This window comes from Paenibacillus sp. oral taxon 786 str. D14, assembly GCF_000159955.1.
In the GTDB taxonomy this organism is placed as follows: Bacteria; Bacillota; Bacilli; order Paenibacillales; family Paenibacillaceae; genus Fontibacillus; species Fontibacillus phoenicis.
The window spans coordinates 10,321-28,859 of the sequence record NZ_GG695995.1 but is presented as its reverse complement, the minus strand read 5'-3'; the positions used below and the strand labels follow the sequence as shown (position 1 = coordinate 28,859).

Below are 18,539 nucleotides of genomic sequence, written 5' to 3'. Positions count from 1 at the left end.
ATCATAGAGGGATAATGTTAAGCTTATGTTCCCAGGATGTTAGCCCTATGTAAAAAAGAACGTCCACCATAAAAGTTACATGATGGACGCTTGCTTCTTATTCACAACCAGTTTATAGCCAACACCGCGAATGGAATCGATATGCACGGACTGCGGATCCAGCTCAAGCTTCTTGCGCAGCGAACTGACGTGCACATCCACCGTCCGCTGTCCTCCGATATAGTCAAATCCCCACACGGCGTTCATCAGATCGTCTCGGGTCATCACCACGCCGGGCTTGCGAGCCAAGTACAGCAGCACCTCAAACTCCTTAGGTCTCAGCGTGATTGGTTCCCCGTTTAACGTGACCTCGTATTTCTCGGGGTAAATCGTCAAGGCGCCCAGCACGATTTGTGAATTATCCTGCTCAGCCGGCTTCTCGCGTTCTTCCTTGCCGGTGGAACGGCGGAGAACGGCGGCAACACGAGCCAACAGCTCCGCAACGCCAAACGGCTTCGTGATATAATCGTCAGCACCGGATTTCAAGCCCTGGACGACCTCTTCCTCCGCATTTTTGGCGGTCAGGATAATCACCGGCGTCTTCACACCCTCGCTGCGCAGCTTCGACATGATCTCAAAACCGTTCATGCCCGGCAACATCAAATCCAGCAAGATCAAATCAAAATCCTGCCGCAGTGCGGTTTCATAACCGATTTGCCCGTGATCCTCTACGATAACTTCATAGCCTTCGTTCGTCAGGTTGTAAGACAAAAGCCGGGATAACGTCGGTTCATCTTCGATAACCAATAGACGTTGAGTCATAGTACCCTCCATTTGTTTGCGGTACAAGTTCATCTCTGAACCAATATCACTTTAATGACAAGCCCAGCATATCACGGCAATGTTAACGTAGTGTAAAGTTAAACAAAAAACGGTTTACATTTTATTTTTATGATCCCCGGACCGATCCTAATCATCCAGGGAATGCATCAGGGGCAGTTCCAGAATAAACGTTGTTCCTTCGCCAACCTTGCTCTCCACGCGGATCGTGCCGCGGTGCAGATCCACGAGGTGCTTGACGATGGACAGGCCAAGTCCTGTCCCACCTGAGCTGCGGGATCTGGCTTTATCTACCCGATAGAACCGTTCAAAAATTCGCGGTAGATCCTTTTTAGGGATGCCGATACCCGTATCGCTAACGAGAATACGCACCTTCTCCTCGTCCCCGCCTTCGCCTATGATGCTTGCGGAAACGCGCACTTTCCCGCCTTCCAAGGAATAGCTGATCGCATTGGACAGCAAATTCATAAAGATTTGCCGCAGCCGATCCTCGTCCGCTTCGATAAATAAATGCTCGGGCACGTCATGCGACATCGAGATCGACTTCTTCTCCGCAGCCGGGAGAAGCACTTCATAAAGACTGTCAAACAGCTCGCTTAACTGCACGGGCGCGTACTCCAGCGGCACCCGCTTCGATTCGATTTTGGACAGCTCAAGCAGGTCGCCAATCAGCCGGTTCAACCGGTCGCCTTCATCATAGATGATCTGCAGGAAGGAACGGGTGGTCTCCTCGTCCTTCACCCCGCCGGCGAGCAGCGTTTCGGCAAAGCCTTTGACCGCGGCAATGGGCGTCTTTAATTCGTGGGATACGTTGGCCACGAATTCGCTGCGCATCCGTTCCAGCTTGCGGATTTCGGTGACATCCTGCACCAGGAACAACATGCCGCGATAGTTGCCGTTATCCTCAAACATCGGCACCCCGTCGAAATGCAATATTTTCTCCTCGGGATCGTAGACGTTGCGTTCTTCCTGTACCGCTTCTTTCCGGGCGATGCCTTCCTCCATAAATTTAACGAATTCGTAATTTCGCTTGAGCTCCTGATACGGTTTGCCTAACACCAGCTCGCCCTTGGTATGGAGGATGCGTTCCGCTTTCCGGTTAATCAAGGCGATATGCTCGGTGGCATCTACCATAAGAATACCGCCGGTCATATTTGCGAGGACGCTTTGCATCAAATCCTCGTTATCCCGGATCCGCTTGAGCTGCTGCTGCAAGCTGTCCGCCATTCCGTTTATTGCCATGCCCAGTTGACCGATTTCGTCCTTACGGGCCAGCTTGACTCTCGCGTCGTAATCAAATCGAGAGATACGGTGGGCTACGCGAGTAATTTGTTCCAGCGGCTTCGTTAACCCCGCCGCCACCCGGTAACTCACCAGCCCCGCGATGAGGAATAGAACAAGCAACGCGCCAAACAGCCACATCCAGGCTTGGGCTAGCCCCTCCTCCACGTCAGCCAAACTCATCGAAAGACGGATATAGCCGTCAAATTCGCCGGCGGTCACGCGCTGGGCGACGTACAGCATATTTTCGCCGATCGTTTCGCTGTACCGGATCGCACTCCCGACGTTCCCGCCCGCTGCAGATTCAATCTCCTGACGATGGGCATGGTTATCCATATGCTCAGGATTGGATTCCGAATCGCCAACAACGTTCCCGTCCAGGGTAATGAACGTGACTCGGGAACCGGTCAGCTCCTCGAATTGCTTCGCTTGACGTTCGTAGTAGGCCTGGGCCTCGGGATTCCCTTGGGCGGAAACGAAATCCACGGTAGCTTCCAGCAAGTTAATTTCCCGGGCCATATTGTCCTCCAACGCCCGAATATGCATATTCTTAAACATCTGGGCCATCGCCAGGCCGGCAGCCAGCATGGAGATGCCCAGCAAAATCATCAGGATGAGGGTTAGGCGCGAGCGAAAGGTTTTCATGTTATTTAAACACCGGATCCTTAAATGCGGCGAGCTTCGCCAACGAATCTTTCTCCACGCCTTCATGCAGGCTGTCCCCGTGCGAATCCATCGTTACGATCGCCGCAAAACCTTCGACCTCGAGATGCCACATCGCTTCCGGAACGCCAAATTCCAAGAAATCAACGCCGTTGACTTTCTTGATACATTCCGCATAGTACTGCGCTGCCCCGCCAATCGCATTCAAATACACGCCGCCATGCTCTTTCAAGGCAGCTAGCGTCTTCGGCCCCATGCCGCCCTTGCCGATCACGGCGCGGATGCCAAATTTCTTCATGATATCCCCTTGATACGGTTCTTCGCGGATGCTGGTTGTTGGTCCGGCCGCCTTCACGTGCCAACCTTCCTCGTCTTTCAGCATGACCGGTCCGCAGTGGTAAATGACCGCACCGTTCAAATCCAACGGGGCGTCGTGATCCATTAAATATTTGTGCAGAGCATCCCGTCCAGTGTGCATTTCCCCGTTGATGATCACCACATCGCCCACCCGCAGGCTGCGGATTTGCTCTTCCGTCACTGGGGTTTGCAGCACAACTTCTCTGCTGGCTGGCGCTGGAGTCCCTTCGGCAGCTGCTCCTGTTGCAACCGATTCAAGCTCGCCGTCCACCGGCACCTCGCTGCCGCGTTCATAAAGCCATTCACGGATCGCCCCGGTTGCCGGATCGATCTCCACGCCCTGACGGCGGAACGCCCAGCAGTTATAAGCAACGGAGACAAAGAAACTTGCCGGAAGCCGGTTAATCGCCCCGATTTTGCAGCCTAAGAGAGTGACTTCCCCGCCAAAGCCCATCGTTCCGATACCCAACTGGTTGGCGGTTTCCATAATATATTTTTCAAGTCGGTCCAAATCCGGATTTGGGTTCACGTCATCCAGCGGGCGGAACAGTTGCTGTTTAGCCAGCTCGTATCCCGTCGTACGGTCGCCGCCGATGCCCACGCCAAGAAATCCTGCGCTGCAGCCTTGCCCCTGCGCTTGGTACACGGCATGCAGGATACATTTACGGATGCCGTCGAGGTCCCGTCCGGCACGGCCCAGCCCCTCCAGCTCGGTTGGAAGGCTGTACTGGATATTTTTATTTTCGCACCCGCCGCCTTTTAAGATCAGCCGGATGTCGATCGAGTCCTGCTCCCATTGCTCGAAATGAATGACTGGCGTCCCTGGGCCTAAATTGTCTCCGCTGTTCGCTCCTGTGAGCGAATCTACCGAATTGGAACGCAGCTTGCCTTCTTCCGTGGCGCGCTTCACCGCGGCGTGAATCGCCTTTTTCATTTCAATTTGATTCGCCCCTACCGGCGTGTGTATCATAAACGTGAGCATCCCGGTATCCTGGCAGATCGGTGAAACCTGCTCCTCCGCCATCCGAATGTTCTGCGCGATGGTCGACATGGCCAAACCGGCCCGTGTCGCCCGGTTTTCCAAGGCACGGCCCCGATTCACTGCACGCCGAACGTCGCCCGGCAATTTCGTTGAAGCTTCCACAATCAATTCGTATACGCTTTCTTCAAACTGGTGCATGATCCAAGATTCCCCTCTCCCTGCCATCTTGTTTGACCCTTTGGCGCGTAATATCCTTCATCACATGGTGTCGTTAACCTATCGCATTCTTCAGATTAATAATAACATAAGAACTCGTTTCGGTTGACGATTTCTGTCCAAAATCAGCTCCGAAATGAGTGAGAATTATCACTGAAGAATTCCTTTGAAAGGCTGAATCGGCGAAAAATACGGAAAGAACCCTCAAGCTTGTTCGGTACTGTGCCGAATCTCTTGAGGGTTCGATTGCATGGGTTGATCCAATCTCAGAATCTTAGCCTGAAGGCTAGCCGTTGACAATCTCACCGCCGTTGATATGCAGCACCTGGCCGCTCATATACGAAGAATCATCCGAAGCCAAGAAGACGTAAGCCGGAGCCAACTCCTCCGGTTGACCAGGCCGTTGCATTGGCGTTGTTCCACCAAATTCGGATACTTGCTTCGCATCGAAGGTAGACGGGATGAGGGGCGTCCAGATCGGTCCCGGGGCAACAGCATTCACCCGGATGCCTTTGCTTCCAACAACGTTCATCGATAACGCCCGCGTGAAGCTGACAATTGCCCCTTTCGTGGCGGAGTAGTCAATCAGCTGCGGGTTGCCTTTATAAGCCGTTACCGATGCCGTATTAATAATTGAGCTGCCCTTGCGTAAATGCGGCATCGCTGCCTTCGTCAAATAAAACATGGAAAAGATGTTCGTCCGGAATGTCTTCTCCAGTTGTGCCGCCGAAATGGCTGTAATGTCTGGCTGCGGATGCTGCTCAGCCGCATTGTTCACCAGGATGTCCAAGCGTCCGAGCTCCTGTACCGTCTGTTGTACCGCCTTCTCGGCAAATGCTTCGTCGCCGATATCACCGGCGATCAACAGGCATTTGCGTCCTTCTTGTTCGACTTCCTGTCGAGTCACGTTCGCATCCTCGTGTTCATTTAAGTAGACGATGGCCACATCGGCACCCTCTTTAGCGTAAGCTACCGCCACCGCCCGGCCAATACCGCTGTCACCTCCGGTGATCAGCGCCACTTTGCCCTTTAGCTTGCCTGCTGCCTTGTAGTTCCCTTCATATTCTGGACGCGGGTGCATCTCGGATTCGATACCTGGCTGATGGTTTTGATGCTGAGGCGGCAAGGTTTGCTTCGCTTGTCCATTACCTGCCATTGCTGCATCCTCCTTTACGGTAATTGGTGAACCTCGGTACGAACGTACCTGTCCACTCACTCACCTCTTAGGATAGCCTGACATCCCCAGCTTATCCGTCTATGATTTCCAATGGACCCCGAATCGTTCAAACAACCATGCTGCATCGTGCTTCCGCAGGGAAGCAAATTTCTCCTTCCGAGCTAATGCCAGTGGGCTGAGCTGTGCTGCTTCCAACAACTCTTCGCCAAACGCCTGATTCACCTGTTCCCGACAAACCGAAGTCAGTTCATCCCCAAAATGTAAGTTCGCAAGGGTCAGTAGATCCACACCCCACATTTCCCGGCTATTGTCATAGGGGAAATTCTGACGGAACACCTGCATTAACGTCACATCCGGGACGATGCGACAGGTTCCACCCTGCAGCCAAAGCCTCAAGGAAAATTCAGCCGTCTCCACATCTTTGCCGAAAAAGCCGTCCACCATCCCCTCCATCTCCCGAAACGTATCATGCCGGACCGCAAAGCATTCCCAGGACAACCACGGGATGTCTAGATTCTGACCTGCACTCTGGATCGGGTAGCGGCGCAACAAGCCAATCATCCCTCCGACGTCCTTACCGGCCGGGGCAGTAGAGCGTTCACTCTTCTCAAACGCAGGTGACACGGCATCGGCTTGTCCCTGCATCAGCGGCTCCAGCAGCCGCTCCATCCATCCGTCATCATAATATAAATGAGAGCCGCTGAAGATCAGGTAATCCCCTCTCGCATGCGCTGCGCCGAGATTGCGCGCCGATGTTCCGGGCTCTCCCTTGATCCGTTGAATCGGCCGATCGAACCGGTAATTCATCAAAAAATCACAGCACCCGTCAATCGAACCTTCATCAACGATAATCACTTCATAAGGCAAGGTCGTATGCGACACTTTTAAAGATTCCATCGTCGTGTACAAATCGATTCCGTTATTCTTGACAGCGATAATAATTGAAACTGAAGTTGATGAGGAAGACATACATGATCTCCTTATATTTAGTTAGAATAAATAATAGGATATAATTTAAAAAATCCTGTAATTCCATAATAACCCAATTCGTACTTGCAGTAAATACAAACAAAACCTGTAGTTTATTATCTTTCCATCAGGTTCTAACTTAAGGTAAATACAGGAGGGGTAATATGGATTACGAGGCATTGGGGAAAAGGCTGCGTCAAGAACGGCATAAAATGCACTTGACCCAGGAAAAACTCGCCGAACGCATTGAAGTTTCGGACGCATACATAGGACAAATCGAACGGGGAGAACGCAGTTTGTCCCTGGAAACGCTGGTGAAATTGGCGAATCAATTGGGCGTTACCGTTGATTATTTGCTCCACGATTCGATTGAGATCAGTGACGACCATTTCTTGGATCAGATCCAACAGATCGTCATGAACCGTTCTACGAAAGAGAAACAACTGGCGCTCGATATTTTAAAATTAATGTTCACCCATTTGGACGAGTTAAAAAAAGCGAATCAAAGTCCTTCCTAACCAAGCGCCAACGCGGCTTAAAGCAGCGTTCAGCAAAAAGACCTGCCGGTAAATCTACCGGCAGGTCTTTGAACTTTTCGATTAAATAATGGTGCTGAACACCATAAAGAACGAAATAAGCAATACCGTCACGGAGAGCAGAGCGCTTAATGTACGCAGCTTCCCTTCCTCCGCCGTCACGGTTTGATTCTTACGAATTCCTTCCAGCGCCAAGCGCAGCGGCTTGGCCATAATTCCGCTAAACGCGCCGATCGCCAGGTACAAGATGACGATCACAATCATCCACGCGACGGAGTAAGTGCCTTGTCCAATCAAATAACCGCCCGTCAACAATTGGATGATCAGCCCGATTTGCGCGTACCGGTTCAGGGAGATCACTGCCGATACCGTCCCTTCCTGAGCCGCCAGCGACAATTTGCCGATTCGGCCGAGCACAAACGGCAGAACCAGATAGAAGCCAAGCGCCAATGCGCCGACAATATGTAGGAATAACATGACTTGGTACATGACCTAACCGTCCTTTCGTGTCAATTACATTTATTATAATCTATTTTATTTATGGATGGAAACAAAGGATGGAAACCAAAGAAATCGCTGAAGGACAAGGCAAAAAAAGCCCTCCCTGCCAAACGCTAGGGAGGGTCTACATCAACGGAGATTGCCCTGCTAAAGCTTAAAATGAACGATTACATGTTTTTGATGACATGATCAGCAAACTCGGAGCATTTCACTTCCGTTGCTCCGTCCATCAAGCGGGCAAAGTCGTAGGTCACCGTTTTGTTATTAATCGAAATTTCCAAGCCTTTATAGATCAGATCCGCCGCTTCTTGCCAGCCCAGATGCTCCAGCATCATGACGCCCGACAGAATCACAGAGCCCGGGTTCACCACGTCGAGATCCGCATACTTCGGAGCTGTACCATGCGTTGCTTCGAAGATCGCATGTCCGGTGACGTAGTTGATGTTAGCGCCTGGCGCGATACCGATGCCGCCTACTTGCGCTGCCAAGGCGTCGGACAAGTAGTCGCCATTCAGGTTCAACGTAGCGATGACGTCAAAATCCGTCGGCCGCGTCAATACTTGTTGAAGCGCAATATCGGCAATGGCATCTTTCACGATGATTTTGCCTTCGGCTTCTGCCGCTTTCTGCGCTTGGTTCGCTGCATCCACACCGGACTGTTCCTTAATCCGGTCGTATTCGGCCCAAGTAAACACTTTATCGCCGAATTCGGCTTCCGCCACTTCATAACCCCAATTCTTAAACGCGCCTTCCGTAAACTTCATGATGTTGCCTTTATGCACCAGCGTAACGCTCTTACGGCCATGCTTGATCGCATATTCAACCGCTGCGCGAACAAGACGCTTCGACCCTTCTTCCGAAACCGGCTTGATACCGATACCGGACGTTTCCGGGAAGCGGATTTTCTTCACGCCCATTTCGTTTTGCAGGAAGGCCAGCACTTTCTTAACTTCCTCGGAGCCTTCTTTATACTCGATGCCGGCATAGATATCCTCCGTGTTCTCGCGGAAAATCACCATGTCCACGAGCTCAGGATGCTTCACCGGAGAAGGCACGCCTTGGAAATAACGGACCGGACGAAGGCAGACGTACAAGTCCAGCTCCTGACGGAGCGCCACGTTCAGCGAGCGGATGCCGCCGCCGATTGGCGTAGTCAACGGTCCTTTAATGGCCACAATATATTCACGGATCGCCGTCAGCGTATCCGCTGGCAGCCACTCCCCGTATGTATTGAAGGCCTTTTCGCCGGCGAACACTTCATACCACGCGATTTTCTTCTCACCGCCGTAGGCTTTCTCCACGGCGGCGTCGAGTACGCGTTTCGAAGCTTTCCAAATATCACGGCCAGTCCCGTCGCCCTCAATAAACGGAATGATCGGGTTGTTAGGCACCTGGAGCTTCCCATTCTGAATCGTAATTTTCTCGCCTTCAGTAGGAAGATCAAACTTTTCGAGTTTCAACATTTTTACGTTTTCCTCCTTCAAGTCTGTTTGCTGCATCTCACGGTCTCCATTTTACCACAATGTTCCTTGGAGCTCCCGTATTGCTGTTTATCTTAATTCGATAGGAACGTATTTCTGATTGGTAGCACCGGTATATTCCGCACGAGGACGGATCAAGCGGTTATCTTCCAACTGCTCCAGAATATGAGCTGTCCAACCGGACAAGCGGCTGATGGCAAAAATCGGCGTAAACAGGTCACGCGGAATGCCCAGCATCGTATATACGGAAGCGGAATAGAAGTCAACGTTCGGCTTCAGCCCTTTTTGCGCGGTGACCAGCTGTTCCACTTTGACGGACATATCGTACAACGTGGTATCGCCCTTCAGAATGCTCAGCTGACGGGACATATTTTGCAGGTGTTTTGCGCGCGGATCGCCGTTTTTGTATACCCGGTGGCCAAAGCCCATAATTTTCTCCTTATTGGCCAGCTTCTTCTGAATATACGGCTCTACTTGATCGAGCGTCCCGATCTCGGCCAGCATATTCATCACCGCTTCATTGGCGCCGCCGTGCAGCGGTCCCTTCAAGGTGCCAATCGCGGAGGTCACTCCGGAGTAAATATCAGACAGCGTTGCAATCGTTACCCGTGCAGAGAACGTCGAAGCGTTCAACTCGTGGTCGGCATGCAGCACCAGCGCTTGATCCAAAGCGCGAACGGCAATCGGATCCGGTTCCTCGCCGGTCAGCATGTACAAGAAGTTGTGTGCGATCGATACGTTCTTCAGCGGAGCGACAGGCTCCTTACCTTCCCGGATCCGGGCAAACGCGGCAATCAGGGTCGGTATTTGGGTTTGCAGCTTAATCGCCTTTAATTGGTTGCTTTCGCGGGAGTTGTCATTGGCGTTCTCATCATACAAAGCAAGAGCCGATACGGCAGTACGAAGCACTGCCATCGTGTTAGCAGTCTGCGGATACAGCTTCATCTGTTCTAGCACCGCTTCAGGAACTTCGGCGTAATCGCTGAATTGCTGCTGCAGGCGGTCCAATTCGGCTCGATTAGGCAATTTGCCGTACCACAACAAATAAGCTGTTTCTTCAAAACTCGCACGTTCCGCCAATTCGTCGATATTGATACCACGATAAGCGAGAACGCCATCATGAATGGAGCTGATCGAAGAGGTTGCCGCAACAATGCCTTCCAGGCCTTTCGTAGCTGTCATGATTCATCTCTCCTTTGTTAACATTTTGTGAGCAAACAAGCCCATGAAACACTCTCAAAATTGAAAGTTTTAAATTTTCGAAGTTAACCAATAACGGGCCTATAATTGCAAAAATAGAGCTCCACCGCTTACTTCTTCATCATACTGGATTTCCGAAAACATGGGAACCGCTTCAGCACCGCCGGGTACATTAAATGATTTTATCACAACAATAAAGAAATTTTGTAAACGATTGCAGTTGTGCAATGAATTATATCACAACTTCCAAAAAATGTGCACTGCGGAATATTCGAGGTGGACAAATCATAGAGTTGAACTAGGACAGGTTTCTGGGAAAAAGGGGAGATGCCACTTGGATCACGTGATCGTCAAGCGCGTGCTGCGCGGCAGCTGGATATGCATTGTCCTCATCGTCTCCGTCCTGGCGATCTACTGGCTCCTCCCGCTCGGTTATCCATTTCTTATCGCCTGGCTGATCGCCTACGCGATGAATCCGTTGGTCCTGTGGTTCCAAAGACACTTGCAAGTGCCTAAATGGCTGGCCGTGACGCTTTCATTGTTCATTTATGTAGGCAGTGCAGGAATCATTGTGTCAGCGGCCTTAACGCGGCTGGTCAAAGAGCTCATTCATTTCGCCGAATCCTTTGATCACCGGATCGCCGAGTGGAGGAATCTGCTCATCTCATGGACGCAAAGCGAAGGCATTCAGTCGATCATTACCGAAATCAACCGGTTTATTGCGGATAACCCTGGCTATGAAAATACGATCCACAAAAACATCGACAATACCGCTGAAAGGTTCGGATCGTTTGTATCCCGTCTTATCAATCACGTCTTGGAAACGATCGTCAACCTGCTCTCCTCGCTCCCGAATTTAGGGGTGATCCTCGGGGTGATCCTGCTGGCCACCTTTTTTATCAGCAATCATTGGGAGCGGGATATGCGATTTCTGGCCGCCTCGGTCCCTGCGCCGTTCCGCAAAACCGTAGGCGCCATCTGGCGCGACCTCCAGCGGGCGTTATCGGGTTATCTGCGCGCGCAATTTATCATGATCTCGATCACCGCATTTATCGTTCTCATCGGCTTGCTCATCCTCGGCGTCGATTCCGCCTTCACCTACGCCCTGCTGATCGGCCTTGTCGACCTGTTGCCCTATCTCGGTGTCGGTACAGTGATGATTCCTTGGCTCATCTACGCCTTTGCCACCGGTCACGACACGCTGGGGATTGGACTGGCCGTCTTGTACGGCGTCATCCTGCTGGCCCGTCAGCTCATTGAACCAAAGGTCCTGGCCAGCAGCGTAGGACTTGATCCCCTGCCCACGCTGATCGCCATGTTTGTTGGGCTCAAGCTGTTTGGCGTATTGGGACTGATCATCGGTCCGGTGACGCTGGTCATCCTGGGTGCTGCCGTCCGTGCAGGTGTTGTCCGGGATTTGCGGAACTATATTTTGCATGGTCGATTGAGATAGAATTAGCTTCACGCTTGAAAAAAAAAAAAAGGCATCCCGTCCCTCCGAGACGAGATGCCTTTCTTGACTTGTTTAGGGGCTGCCTGCCACCAGAGTTAACGGCGGAAATACGTAATCGTTCCGTCCTTGATCTTCTTGCTGACCCATTTCATCAGCGGGATCCGATAGAGAATACGCGTCAGCGGAAACACCATCGTAAACCCAATGATATCGGTAATGAAGCCAGGGATCAGCAGCAGAATCCCGCCGGCAAATACGCATAAGCCATCTAGGACCATTCGTCCCGGAAGTTGGCCGCCGCTCATCTGAGCTCGGGCATCCGCGAGCACCTTACGTCCTTCAAATTGCATCATCAACCCGCCGATGACCGAAGTCGCCAGCGTCAAAAATATCGTCTTCCCAACGCCCAGCTTCTCGCCGACGTACATATACCCCCAAAACTCAACAATCGGAATCAACACGATGAGAGCGGCTATCCATTTACGCATATCAGGACTCCTTTATCACATTCCTGTACTTGTATTTTACCGCCTCCGCGTCACATAATCAAAATTTTACGGTTTTCGGGCTTCCTCCAACGCCGCGTACCATTCCGGGAACACCTTCTTGAACTGCACCGGTTTGAAATCCTCGCGGCGAACGACATAATGCGAAGAAGAACCCTCGACGCACAACGTGCCTTCCCCGTTATACACCTCATATCCGTAGGCCGTTTTAACCCCGTTGTTCTCAATGACCCGGGTCTTAAGCAGGACGGTATCCCCGTACCGGATCCCGCGTTTATATTCTACTTTCATTTCGTGAACGGGCGAGATATACCCCGCCTGCTCCATATCGAAATAATCGAAGCCGAGATTCCGGCTCAGATGCAGCCTCCCCTGCTCGAACCACTCGATATAACGGGCATGGTAAATGATCCCCATCATGTCAAACTCCGAATATTTCGGCTCAATAGACAGTTCGCATACGTACACGATTCTCCGCTCCTTTCTGATTTGCCTGATGCTGCCGCAGGTACAGTTCCCGTTCCCGCGGCAAAAAAAGCAATGGTCCCTCAGCGGGCCCCATTGCTTTCTTTGTGACTTGAAGTCGATGTATATAAACCTTAAGCTACTTGCGGATTTGCCCGATTTTCACCAGATTCGTGGAACCGGAACGTCCGAGCGGTACCCCGGCAGTAATGACTACGAGGTCGCCTTCCTTCACCAGTCCGGAATCCAAGCCGCCCTTCATCGCTTTGTCGAACATTTCGTCCGTCGTGCTGGCGATATCGCCTTTCACCGGCGTTACGCCCCAGTTCAGGGCCAGGCGGCGCAAGGTTTGATCTTCCGTCGTCACAGCGATAATTGGTGCTTTCGGACGATATTTGGAGACCATCCGTGCCGTATAACCGGTTTCCGTCGAAGTAATGATCGCTTTCGCGTTCAGCTCCAGCGCCGAGTTGGCAACTGCTTGGCTGATCGCTTCGGTTACGGTCGTTTGTTGGGCATTGCTTTGCTTCAAGAAGATTTCACGATATTCCAAAGCGGATTCTGCTTTCTCTGCGATGCGGGACATCGTTAGCACCGATTCCACCGGATATTTCCCGGCAGCCGTTTCACCGGAGAGCATAATTGCGTCCGTACCGTCAAAAATCGCGTTAGCCACGTCGCTGGCTTCTGCGCGCGTAGGTCTTGGGTTGCGTTGCATGGAGTCAAGCATTTGCGTTGCTGTGATGACCGGTTTGCCAACACGGTTACATTTCTCGATCATGCGTTTTTGCACGAGCGGTACATCTTCCGCAGGAATTTCCACGCCGAGGTCACCGCGAGCAACCATCAGGCCGTCAGATACTTCCAGGATTTCATCAAGGTTGTCCACACCTTGTTGGTTTTCGATTTTAGAGATGATTTGAATATGAGTTGCGTTGTGTTGCTCCAGCAGTTGACGAATTTCAAGCACGTCGCTCGCTTTACGAACGAAGGAAGCGGCAATAAAATCGATGCCTTGCTCGATCCCGAACTTAATGTCGTTAGCGTCTTTCTCAGTGATGCCTGGCAGGGAAATGTTTACGCCGGGTACGTTCACGCCTTTTTTGCTCTTGATCGTTCCGCCATTGACGATGCGGCATTTGATTTCCGTTCCTTGAATGTCAACGACTGTCAAACCAATCAAACCGTCGTCGATCAGAATCGTCGAACCGACTTCCACATCTCCAGGAAGATCTTTGTATGTGATGGAAATCCGGTTCTTATCGCCGAGAATTTCTTCGGTCGTCAAGGTAATGAATTCATCCTGTACCAGCTCGATAGGCTCTTCTTTCAATTTACCGGTACGGATTTCAGGACCTTTGGTGTCCAACAGTATGGCGATCGATTTCCCCAGCTCCGCACTCGCTTGACGAATATTCTTGATCCGGTTCCCATGCTCTTCGTAATCACCGTGGGAGAAGTTCAAGCGAGCGACGTTCATTCCGGCCATGATCAGCTTCTTGATGTTTTCTAACGATTCACTAGAAGGACCGATAGTACATACGATTTTTGTTTTGCGCATTTGGGTTTCCTCCGTTTAAAATAGTTCTCTCTATATAATCTTTTCCAACAACTAAATTTACTACAGTTTTGTCGATTTGTATAGGAAGTTTATCATATTGTAACGAACTATCCATGATTACGCGCCTAACGACTTGGCTAAGCGCAGGGATTCTCGGCATCTAAACTTCCAGTATTTCCTGAAAACAGCGAAAATAACCTTACCGCAGGTCCCGTAGGTTCCCCCGTAAGGTTATCGCTGTGAAACTTTAACTTGGCTTGGCAGTTTGAACTTTCGAAGCCGCCTCCGGTTCGCTTGGCGCTTCTGAAGACTTCTCATCCTCAGGGATGCCGGCGACCTCAGCCACCGTTTCCGGCACCACAGTTTCCTGTGCCTTCGGCTCTTCTGCCTTGCCTGCCACCTGAAACTCGCCGATTTTGCGGAACTTCCGATAACGGTCCTCCACCAGCTCATCGGGATTCAAGTTGGACAGTTCTTCCAAATGACGAAGCAACGCCTCTTTGATCGAGGCGGCTGTCGAATCGTAATCCCGGTGCGCGCCGCCGCGCGGTTCGGGAACAATCTCTTCAATGACGCCCATCGCGAGTAGATCTTGGGCGGTGATCTTCATCGCTTCCGCCGCCTGATCCGCCTTGGAGGCATCCTTCCAAAGGATCGAGGCCGCTCCGTTTGGCGAAATAACGGAGTAAATGGCATTCTCCAGCATCAGCACGCGGTTGCCTACGCCAAGGGCGAGCGCGCCGCCGCTTCCGCCTTCTCCGAGAACAACGCAGATGATCGGTACCCGCAGCATCGACATCTCGCGCAAATTCCGAGCGATCGCTTCCGATTGCCCGCGCTCCTCCGCCGTAATTCCCGGATAGGCGCCCTTCGTATCGATAAACGTAATGATCGGCCGCCGGAACTTGTCCGCCTGCTGCATGAGTCGCAGCGCCTTGCGGAAGCCCTCCGGATGAGCGCTGCCGAAGAAGCGGGCGATATTATCCTTCGTATCCTTGCCCCGCTGCTGTCCGATCACCGTTACCGGTACGCCGCCCAGCTTGGCGAGCCCGCCAACGACGGCCAAATCGTCACCAAACACCCGGTCCCCGTGGAGTTCGATGAAATCTTCAAAGATCAGGCCGATCATATCCAGGGATGTCGGTCGCTGATGATGGCGGGCCAGGTGCATCTTTTGGGAGGGAGAAATGTTGCTGTAGATCTCTTCCTCCAGCTGCCGGTAACGCTCTTCCAAGCGCGCGATTTCTTCTGTAAAATCGATTCCCTTCTCTTTGCCAAACTGCTCCAATTCGGAAATCTTCTCACGCAGCTTCACAAGAGGCGTCTCAAAAGGCAATTCGCCTGCCATTTATACTCCTCCCTTCACGCCGTGCAATTCTAGCAATTTCGCCAGCGTCGATTTCATATCCTTGCGGTGCACGACAAGATCGATCTGACCATGCTGCAGGTTAAATTCCGCCGTCTGGAAGTCGTCCGGAAGCTTCTGACGGATCGTCTGCTCAATAACGATTCTTCCGGCAAAACCAAACACGGCCCCGGGCTCGGCCACAATAATGTCGCCAAGCATGGCAAAACTAGCCGATACACCACCCGTCGTCGGGTCTGTAATGACTGAGATATATAAACCGCCATGTTCGCTTAATCGGGCCAAAGCGGCGCTCGTCTTGGCCATCTGCATCAAACTTAGGATACTCTCTTGCATCCGCGCTCCGCCAGATGTGGAGAAAATGATCATCGGCAGGCGTTTTTCGATGGCCGTCTCGATCGCACGCGTAATTTTCTCCCCTACAACCGATCCCATGCTCCCGGTGAAGAAATCGAAGCTCATCACGGCTGCCACGGCAGGATAGCCATGGATGGTCCCCTCGCCGGTCACCACCGCTTCGCGTAATCCCGATTTCAAAGCCTGCTGCTCCAGCTTGCTGGCATACCCCGGGAACTTCAGCGGATCGACCGAGATCAGGTCGGCATCGTACTCCGTAAAGCTGCCTTCATCAAAGGTATAGCGAATCCGATCCAGAGCGTTCAGCCGCATATGGTGTCCACAGGAAGGGCACACCATCAAATTCTTCTCCAGTTCTTTGCTGTACTGAATCGCGCCGCAGCGGCCGCATTTATTCATCAGGCCTTCCGGAATTTCGCGTTTGGGGCGATCTGCCTGCGGCGAGCCCTCTTCATTGCCGGTTCGTCCTGAGGGAATGGTCGCGTACTTCCTCTTCTTCTGAAACAAATCTTTGAACACAACTACACCTCTTCAGCCGTTTATTTATCGTAGCAGTTCCACAAAGTCTATAAAAACCCAGACGACCCTATATGAACCCGCACTTCTAGGCCTCATCTGCACTAGGAATCTCGAATCCCTTTGCTATGGATGCAAAATCGAATTCAACACTTCTTGCACTTCTTCCAGTTCCCCGGAAGGTACTAAAATCTCATATTGCTGTTTGGATAAATTAACAGGACGTGTTTGGACAAGGAAGCCTTCTTCGGTGAGTTTCGTCTTGATCATGTCCGCAACTTTCGCGGTAGGCGCAATATACATAACAGTCCACATGCCCTTTTCAAAGCCCCCTAACCTAATCTTTGAGCCCGTATAATAGAGTAATGATAACATAATTTTCAAAAATCCCGCAACAAAAGGAAACCCGCGCCGAAAGCGGCTCGCGGCACGGATTTGCCGCAGAGCCCGGCGCTAGGATCAAAGTTACAGGGGGCATTTCTCTGTAAGCTGTTATCAGAGGAAATGGGTTAAGGGCGTTGGATTAGGGAGGCATCTCGTCCAAAGGCAAGCTGCTCTAGTTCGTTTAAGAGGGACTGGATGGGTACGTAGCGGCCTGTTCATGCTTATGGGCGATCCGGGCGGAAGCCGCGGCAGCGAGACCGGCGACTAAATCGTCGAGAAAGACGTGAATCCGTTCGCCGCGATTGTTCAGCTTCCCAATGATCTCCGGTTTGACCTTGTCCAAATAGCCGAAGCTCGTCAGGCCAATCATCCCAAACACGCTCGTTATGCCGAGCGCCATCGTCTCATCCACGCCATAGAGCGGTTCGTCGGCCTCCAGGATTGCCTGCAGCGGCTCTGGAAGCCGCTTCTGTTCGGCCAGCTCATCGAGGGCGATTCCCGTAAACAGGGTATATTGAACCTCTCTCTTCTGCAGCACGGCTTTGACGCTCTCCAAGCATTGGTCCAGCGTCAGATCGGCATGATACGCCGTTTGCAGCGAATGCACAATTTGAGCGATATCCTCCAGCTTCACTCCGCGGCGCAGCAGCTGCGCTTTCGCCAATTCATATGTCATCGTATCTTCCTCCCTTGATCCCGGCGCAACCGCCGCTGCCGGTATTTGTCGCGATGGGGTTGTAGTCACGCTGCGGGGTGCTGTCCATCTGTCGATTGTCTACGCGTTGTGAACGTAACTTCCAGTTGTTGATGTCAAGCAGGTGCTGTTGCAAGATAGTTGCTAGTTGCTGATGACCGATAGTTGCTGACATCAGACATGTGCTGGCGTCAGAAAGGTGCTAGCACCAGACAAATGCTGGCGTTAATCAGGTGCCAATGTCAATCAAGTGCGAGCGTTACTCAAATGTCAACGTCAAATAGCCGACGCACCTCTTGAGCAGCGGTACCTGCTCATTTACTGATTCCAATCGATGTGGACCGTTGTGGCCAGTTGTGGAGCCCCCGCTTGTTGACGATGCCGGAATTCATTTCATGATCGATTCTTGGTCATTCGTGTTCCTAAGTGTATGCACCACCCTCCGAAAATGTTCGTTAAAACTTGTCCCTTGCTGCGGATCTGCTCACCAAGCGCTAATGGCATGTCCCTTTCTCCCGTCGCCCACCAACCGCTCCTCGCCAAGACGAAGCTTACCGGCGCTAACGGACCTCAGCGACGCTATTTGCCCATTTCCCGCACATTTCCCGATGTAACGGACTCCACGGTCGTTATTTAACTCTAAACAGGAGATTCCAGGCGCTATGAGAAGAAATAAGGTCTCTCAGGTCCGTTATTTTGCCTGTCTTCTCGTAAATGCTGGAATAACGTCGCTGGAGTCCGTTGCAACTGATGTGGGGGTCCGGCAAATTAAAAACCCGGCACTGCACACATGTGCAGAACCGGGTTTTGGCAACCGGGTAATGGCGACTCTAGATTGGCAGATCGCCGTCATTTGATTTTGACCGTGTCGGGGCCAAGCATCTGCTCCATTTCACGGATCAAAGCGGGCGAAGGCTTGATGCTGTAGCGCTCGTTCAAGGCCAAGAGCTTACCGGTGCTTTCGTAGAACAGCACCGTCGCGATCGGGCCGGGATGCCGCTCCAGCAGCAACTTGAGCCGCTCCAGCAGGCGCGCGTTCTCCGCCGCGGCCGTGA

At 52.0% G+C, this 18,539-nt stretch carries 18 protein-coding genes; 2 read left to right on the top strand and 16 right to left on the bottom strand.

The features are described 5' to 3' along the window. Positions 1-75 precede the first annotated feature (75 nt). The 5 genes from POTG_RS20525 to POTG_RS20505 all read right to left on the bottom strand — a co-directional run bounded on the left by POTG_RS20525 (position 76) and on the right by POTG_RS20505 (position 6,464). Complete coding sequence (locus tag POTG_RS20525) at positions 76-801, bottom strand: response regulator transcription factor (RefSeq protein WP_009226757.1); 726 nt, start codon at positions 799-801, stop codon at positions 76-78. Between the two features lie 147 nt (positions 802-948). Beyond that, positions 949-2,745, bottom strand: a complete 1,797-nt coding sequence (gene pnpS / locus POTG_RS20520; RefSeq protein WP_036646475.1) for a two-component system histidine kinase PnpS — start codon at positions 2,743-2,745, stop codon at positions 949-951. Position 2,746: 1 nt separating this feature from the next. Then, positions 2,747-4,300 (bottom strand): fumarate hydratase, encoded by a 1,554-nt coding sequence (locus POTG_RS20515; protein WP_009226755.1) that lies wholly within the window; start codon positions 4,298-4,300, stop codon positions 2,747-2,749. A 304-nt stretch (positions 4,301-4,604) separates the two neighbouring features. Beyond that, positions 4,605-5,474 carry an SDR family oxidoreductase gene (locus POTG_RS20510; protein WP_009226754.1) on the bottom strand — a complete coding sequence of 290 codons (870 nt, stop codon included), beginning with the start codon at positions 5,472-5,474 and terminating at the stop codon, positions 4,605-4,607. Between the two features lie 99 nt (positions 5,475-5,573). Further along, complete coding sequence (locus tag POTG_RS20505) at positions 5,574-6,464, bottom strand: glycosyltransferase family 2 protein (protein ID WP_009226753.1); 891 nt, start codon at positions 6,462-6,464, stop codon at positions 5,574-5,576. A 164-nt stretch (positions 6,465-6,628) separates the two neighbouring features. Here POTG_RS20505 and POTG_RS20500 point away from each other — a divergent pair, with 164 nt between their 5' ends. Further along, positions 6,629-6,982 (top strand): helix-turn-helix domain-containing protein, encoded by a 354-nt coding sequence (locus tag POTG_RS20500; RefSeq protein ID WP_009226752.1) that lies wholly within the window; start codon positions 6,629-6,631, stop codon positions 6,980-6,982. A gap of 81 nt (positions 6,983-7,063) precedes the next feature. Here the strand turns inward: POTG_RS20500 and POTG_RS20495 are convergent, their stop codons facing one another. The 3 genes from POTG_RS20495 to citZ all read right to left on the bottom strand — a co-directional run bounded on the left by POTG_RS20495 (position 7,064) and on the right by citZ (position 10,164). Further along, positions 7,064-7,489 carry a hypothetical protein gene (locus POTG_RS20495; protein ID WP_009226751.1) on the bottom strand — a complete coding sequence of 142 codons (426 nt, stop codon included), beginning with the start codon at positions 7,487-7,489 and terminating at the stop codon, positions 7,064-7,066. 179 nt (positions 7,490-7,668) lie between these two features. Further along, positions 7,669-8,964 carry an NADP-dependent isocitrate dehydrogenase gene (gene icd / locus POTG_RS20490; RefSeq protein ID WP_016312838.1) on the bottom strand — a complete coding sequence of 432 codons (1,296 nt, stop codon included), beginning with the start codon at positions 8,962-8,964 and terminating at the stop codon, positions 7,669-7,671. Between the two features lie 87 nt (positions 8,965-9,051). After that, positions 9,052-10,164, bottom strand: a complete 1,113-nt coding sequence (gene citZ, locus POTG_RS20485; RefSeq protein ID WP_009226749.1) for a citrate synthase — start codon at positions 10,162-10,164, stop codon at positions 9,052-9,054. Between the two features lie 352 nt (positions 10,165-10,516). Here citZ and ytvI point away from each other — a divergent pair, with 352 nt between their 5' ends. Then, positions 10,517-11,635, top strand: coding sequence for a sporulation integral membrane protein YtvI (gene ytvI, locus POTG_RS20480; RefSeq protein WP_009226748.1), 1,119 nt, complete (start codon positions 10,517-10,519; stop codon positions 11,633-11,635). A 95-nt stretch (positions 11,636-11,730) separates the two neighbouring features. On the opposite strand, the gene POTG_RS20475 is transcribed toward ytvI, so the two are convergent. The 8 genes from POTG_RS20475 to POTG_RS24500 form a co-directional block, all read right to left on the bottom strand. Further along, complete coding sequence (locus tag POTG_RS20475; protein WP_009226747.1) at positions 11,731-12,123, bottom strand: FxsA family protein; 393 nt, start codon at positions 12,121-12,123, stop codon at positions 11,731-11,733. Positions 12,124-12,189: 66 nt separating this feature from the next. Then, positions 12,190-12,609: an acyl-CoA thioesterase gene (locus tag POTG_RS20470; protein WP_009226746.1), complete on the bottom strand. Its 420-nt coding sequence runs from the start codon at positions 12,607-12,609 to the stop codon at positions 12,190-12,192. 136 nt (positions 12,610-12,745) lie between these two features. Then, positions 12,746-14,167 carry a pyruvate kinase gene (gene pyk / locus POTG_RS20465; RefSeq protein ID WP_009226745.1) on the bottom strand — a complete coding sequence of 474 codons (1,422 nt, stop codon included), beginning with the start codon at positions 14,165-14,167 and terminating at the stop codon, positions 12,746-12,748. A 247-nt stretch (positions 14,168-14,414) separates the two neighbouring features. After that, complete coding sequence (locus tag POTG_RS20460) at positions 14,415-15,515, bottom strand: acetyl-CoA carboxylase carboxyltransferase subunit alpha (RefSeq protein WP_009226744.1); 1,101 nt, start codon at positions 15,513-15,515, stop codon at positions 14,415-14,417. Beyond that, a complete protein-coding gene (gene accD, locus POTG_RS20455; RefSeq protein WP_009226743.1) occupies positions 15,516-16,409 on the bottom strand; it encodes an acetyl-CoA carboxylase, carboxyltransferase subunit beta in 894 nt (297 codons plus the stop codon). It abuts the gene before it with no gap. A 123-nt stretch (positions 16,410-16,532) separates the two neighbouring features. Then, positions 16,533-16,721, bottom strand: coding sequence for a hypothetical protein (locus tag POTG_RS20450; RefSeq protein ID WP_009226742.1), 189 nt, complete (start codon positions 16,719-16,721; stop codon positions 16,533-16,535). A gap of 250 nt (positions 16,722-16,971) precedes the next feature. Next, on the bottom strand, positions 16,972-17,466 hold the full coding sequence (locus POTG_RS20445) for a phosphatidylglycerophosphatase A family protein (protein ID WP_009226741.1): 495 nt from the start codon (positions 17,464-17,466) through the stop codon (positions 16,972-16,974). An 867-nt stretch (positions 17,467-18,333) separates the two neighbouring features. Then, positions 18,334-18,539, bottom strand: a 206-nt coding sequence (locus POTG_RS24500; protein WP_036646469.1) for a hypothetical protein, incomplete at its 5' end; no start/stop codon positions are given.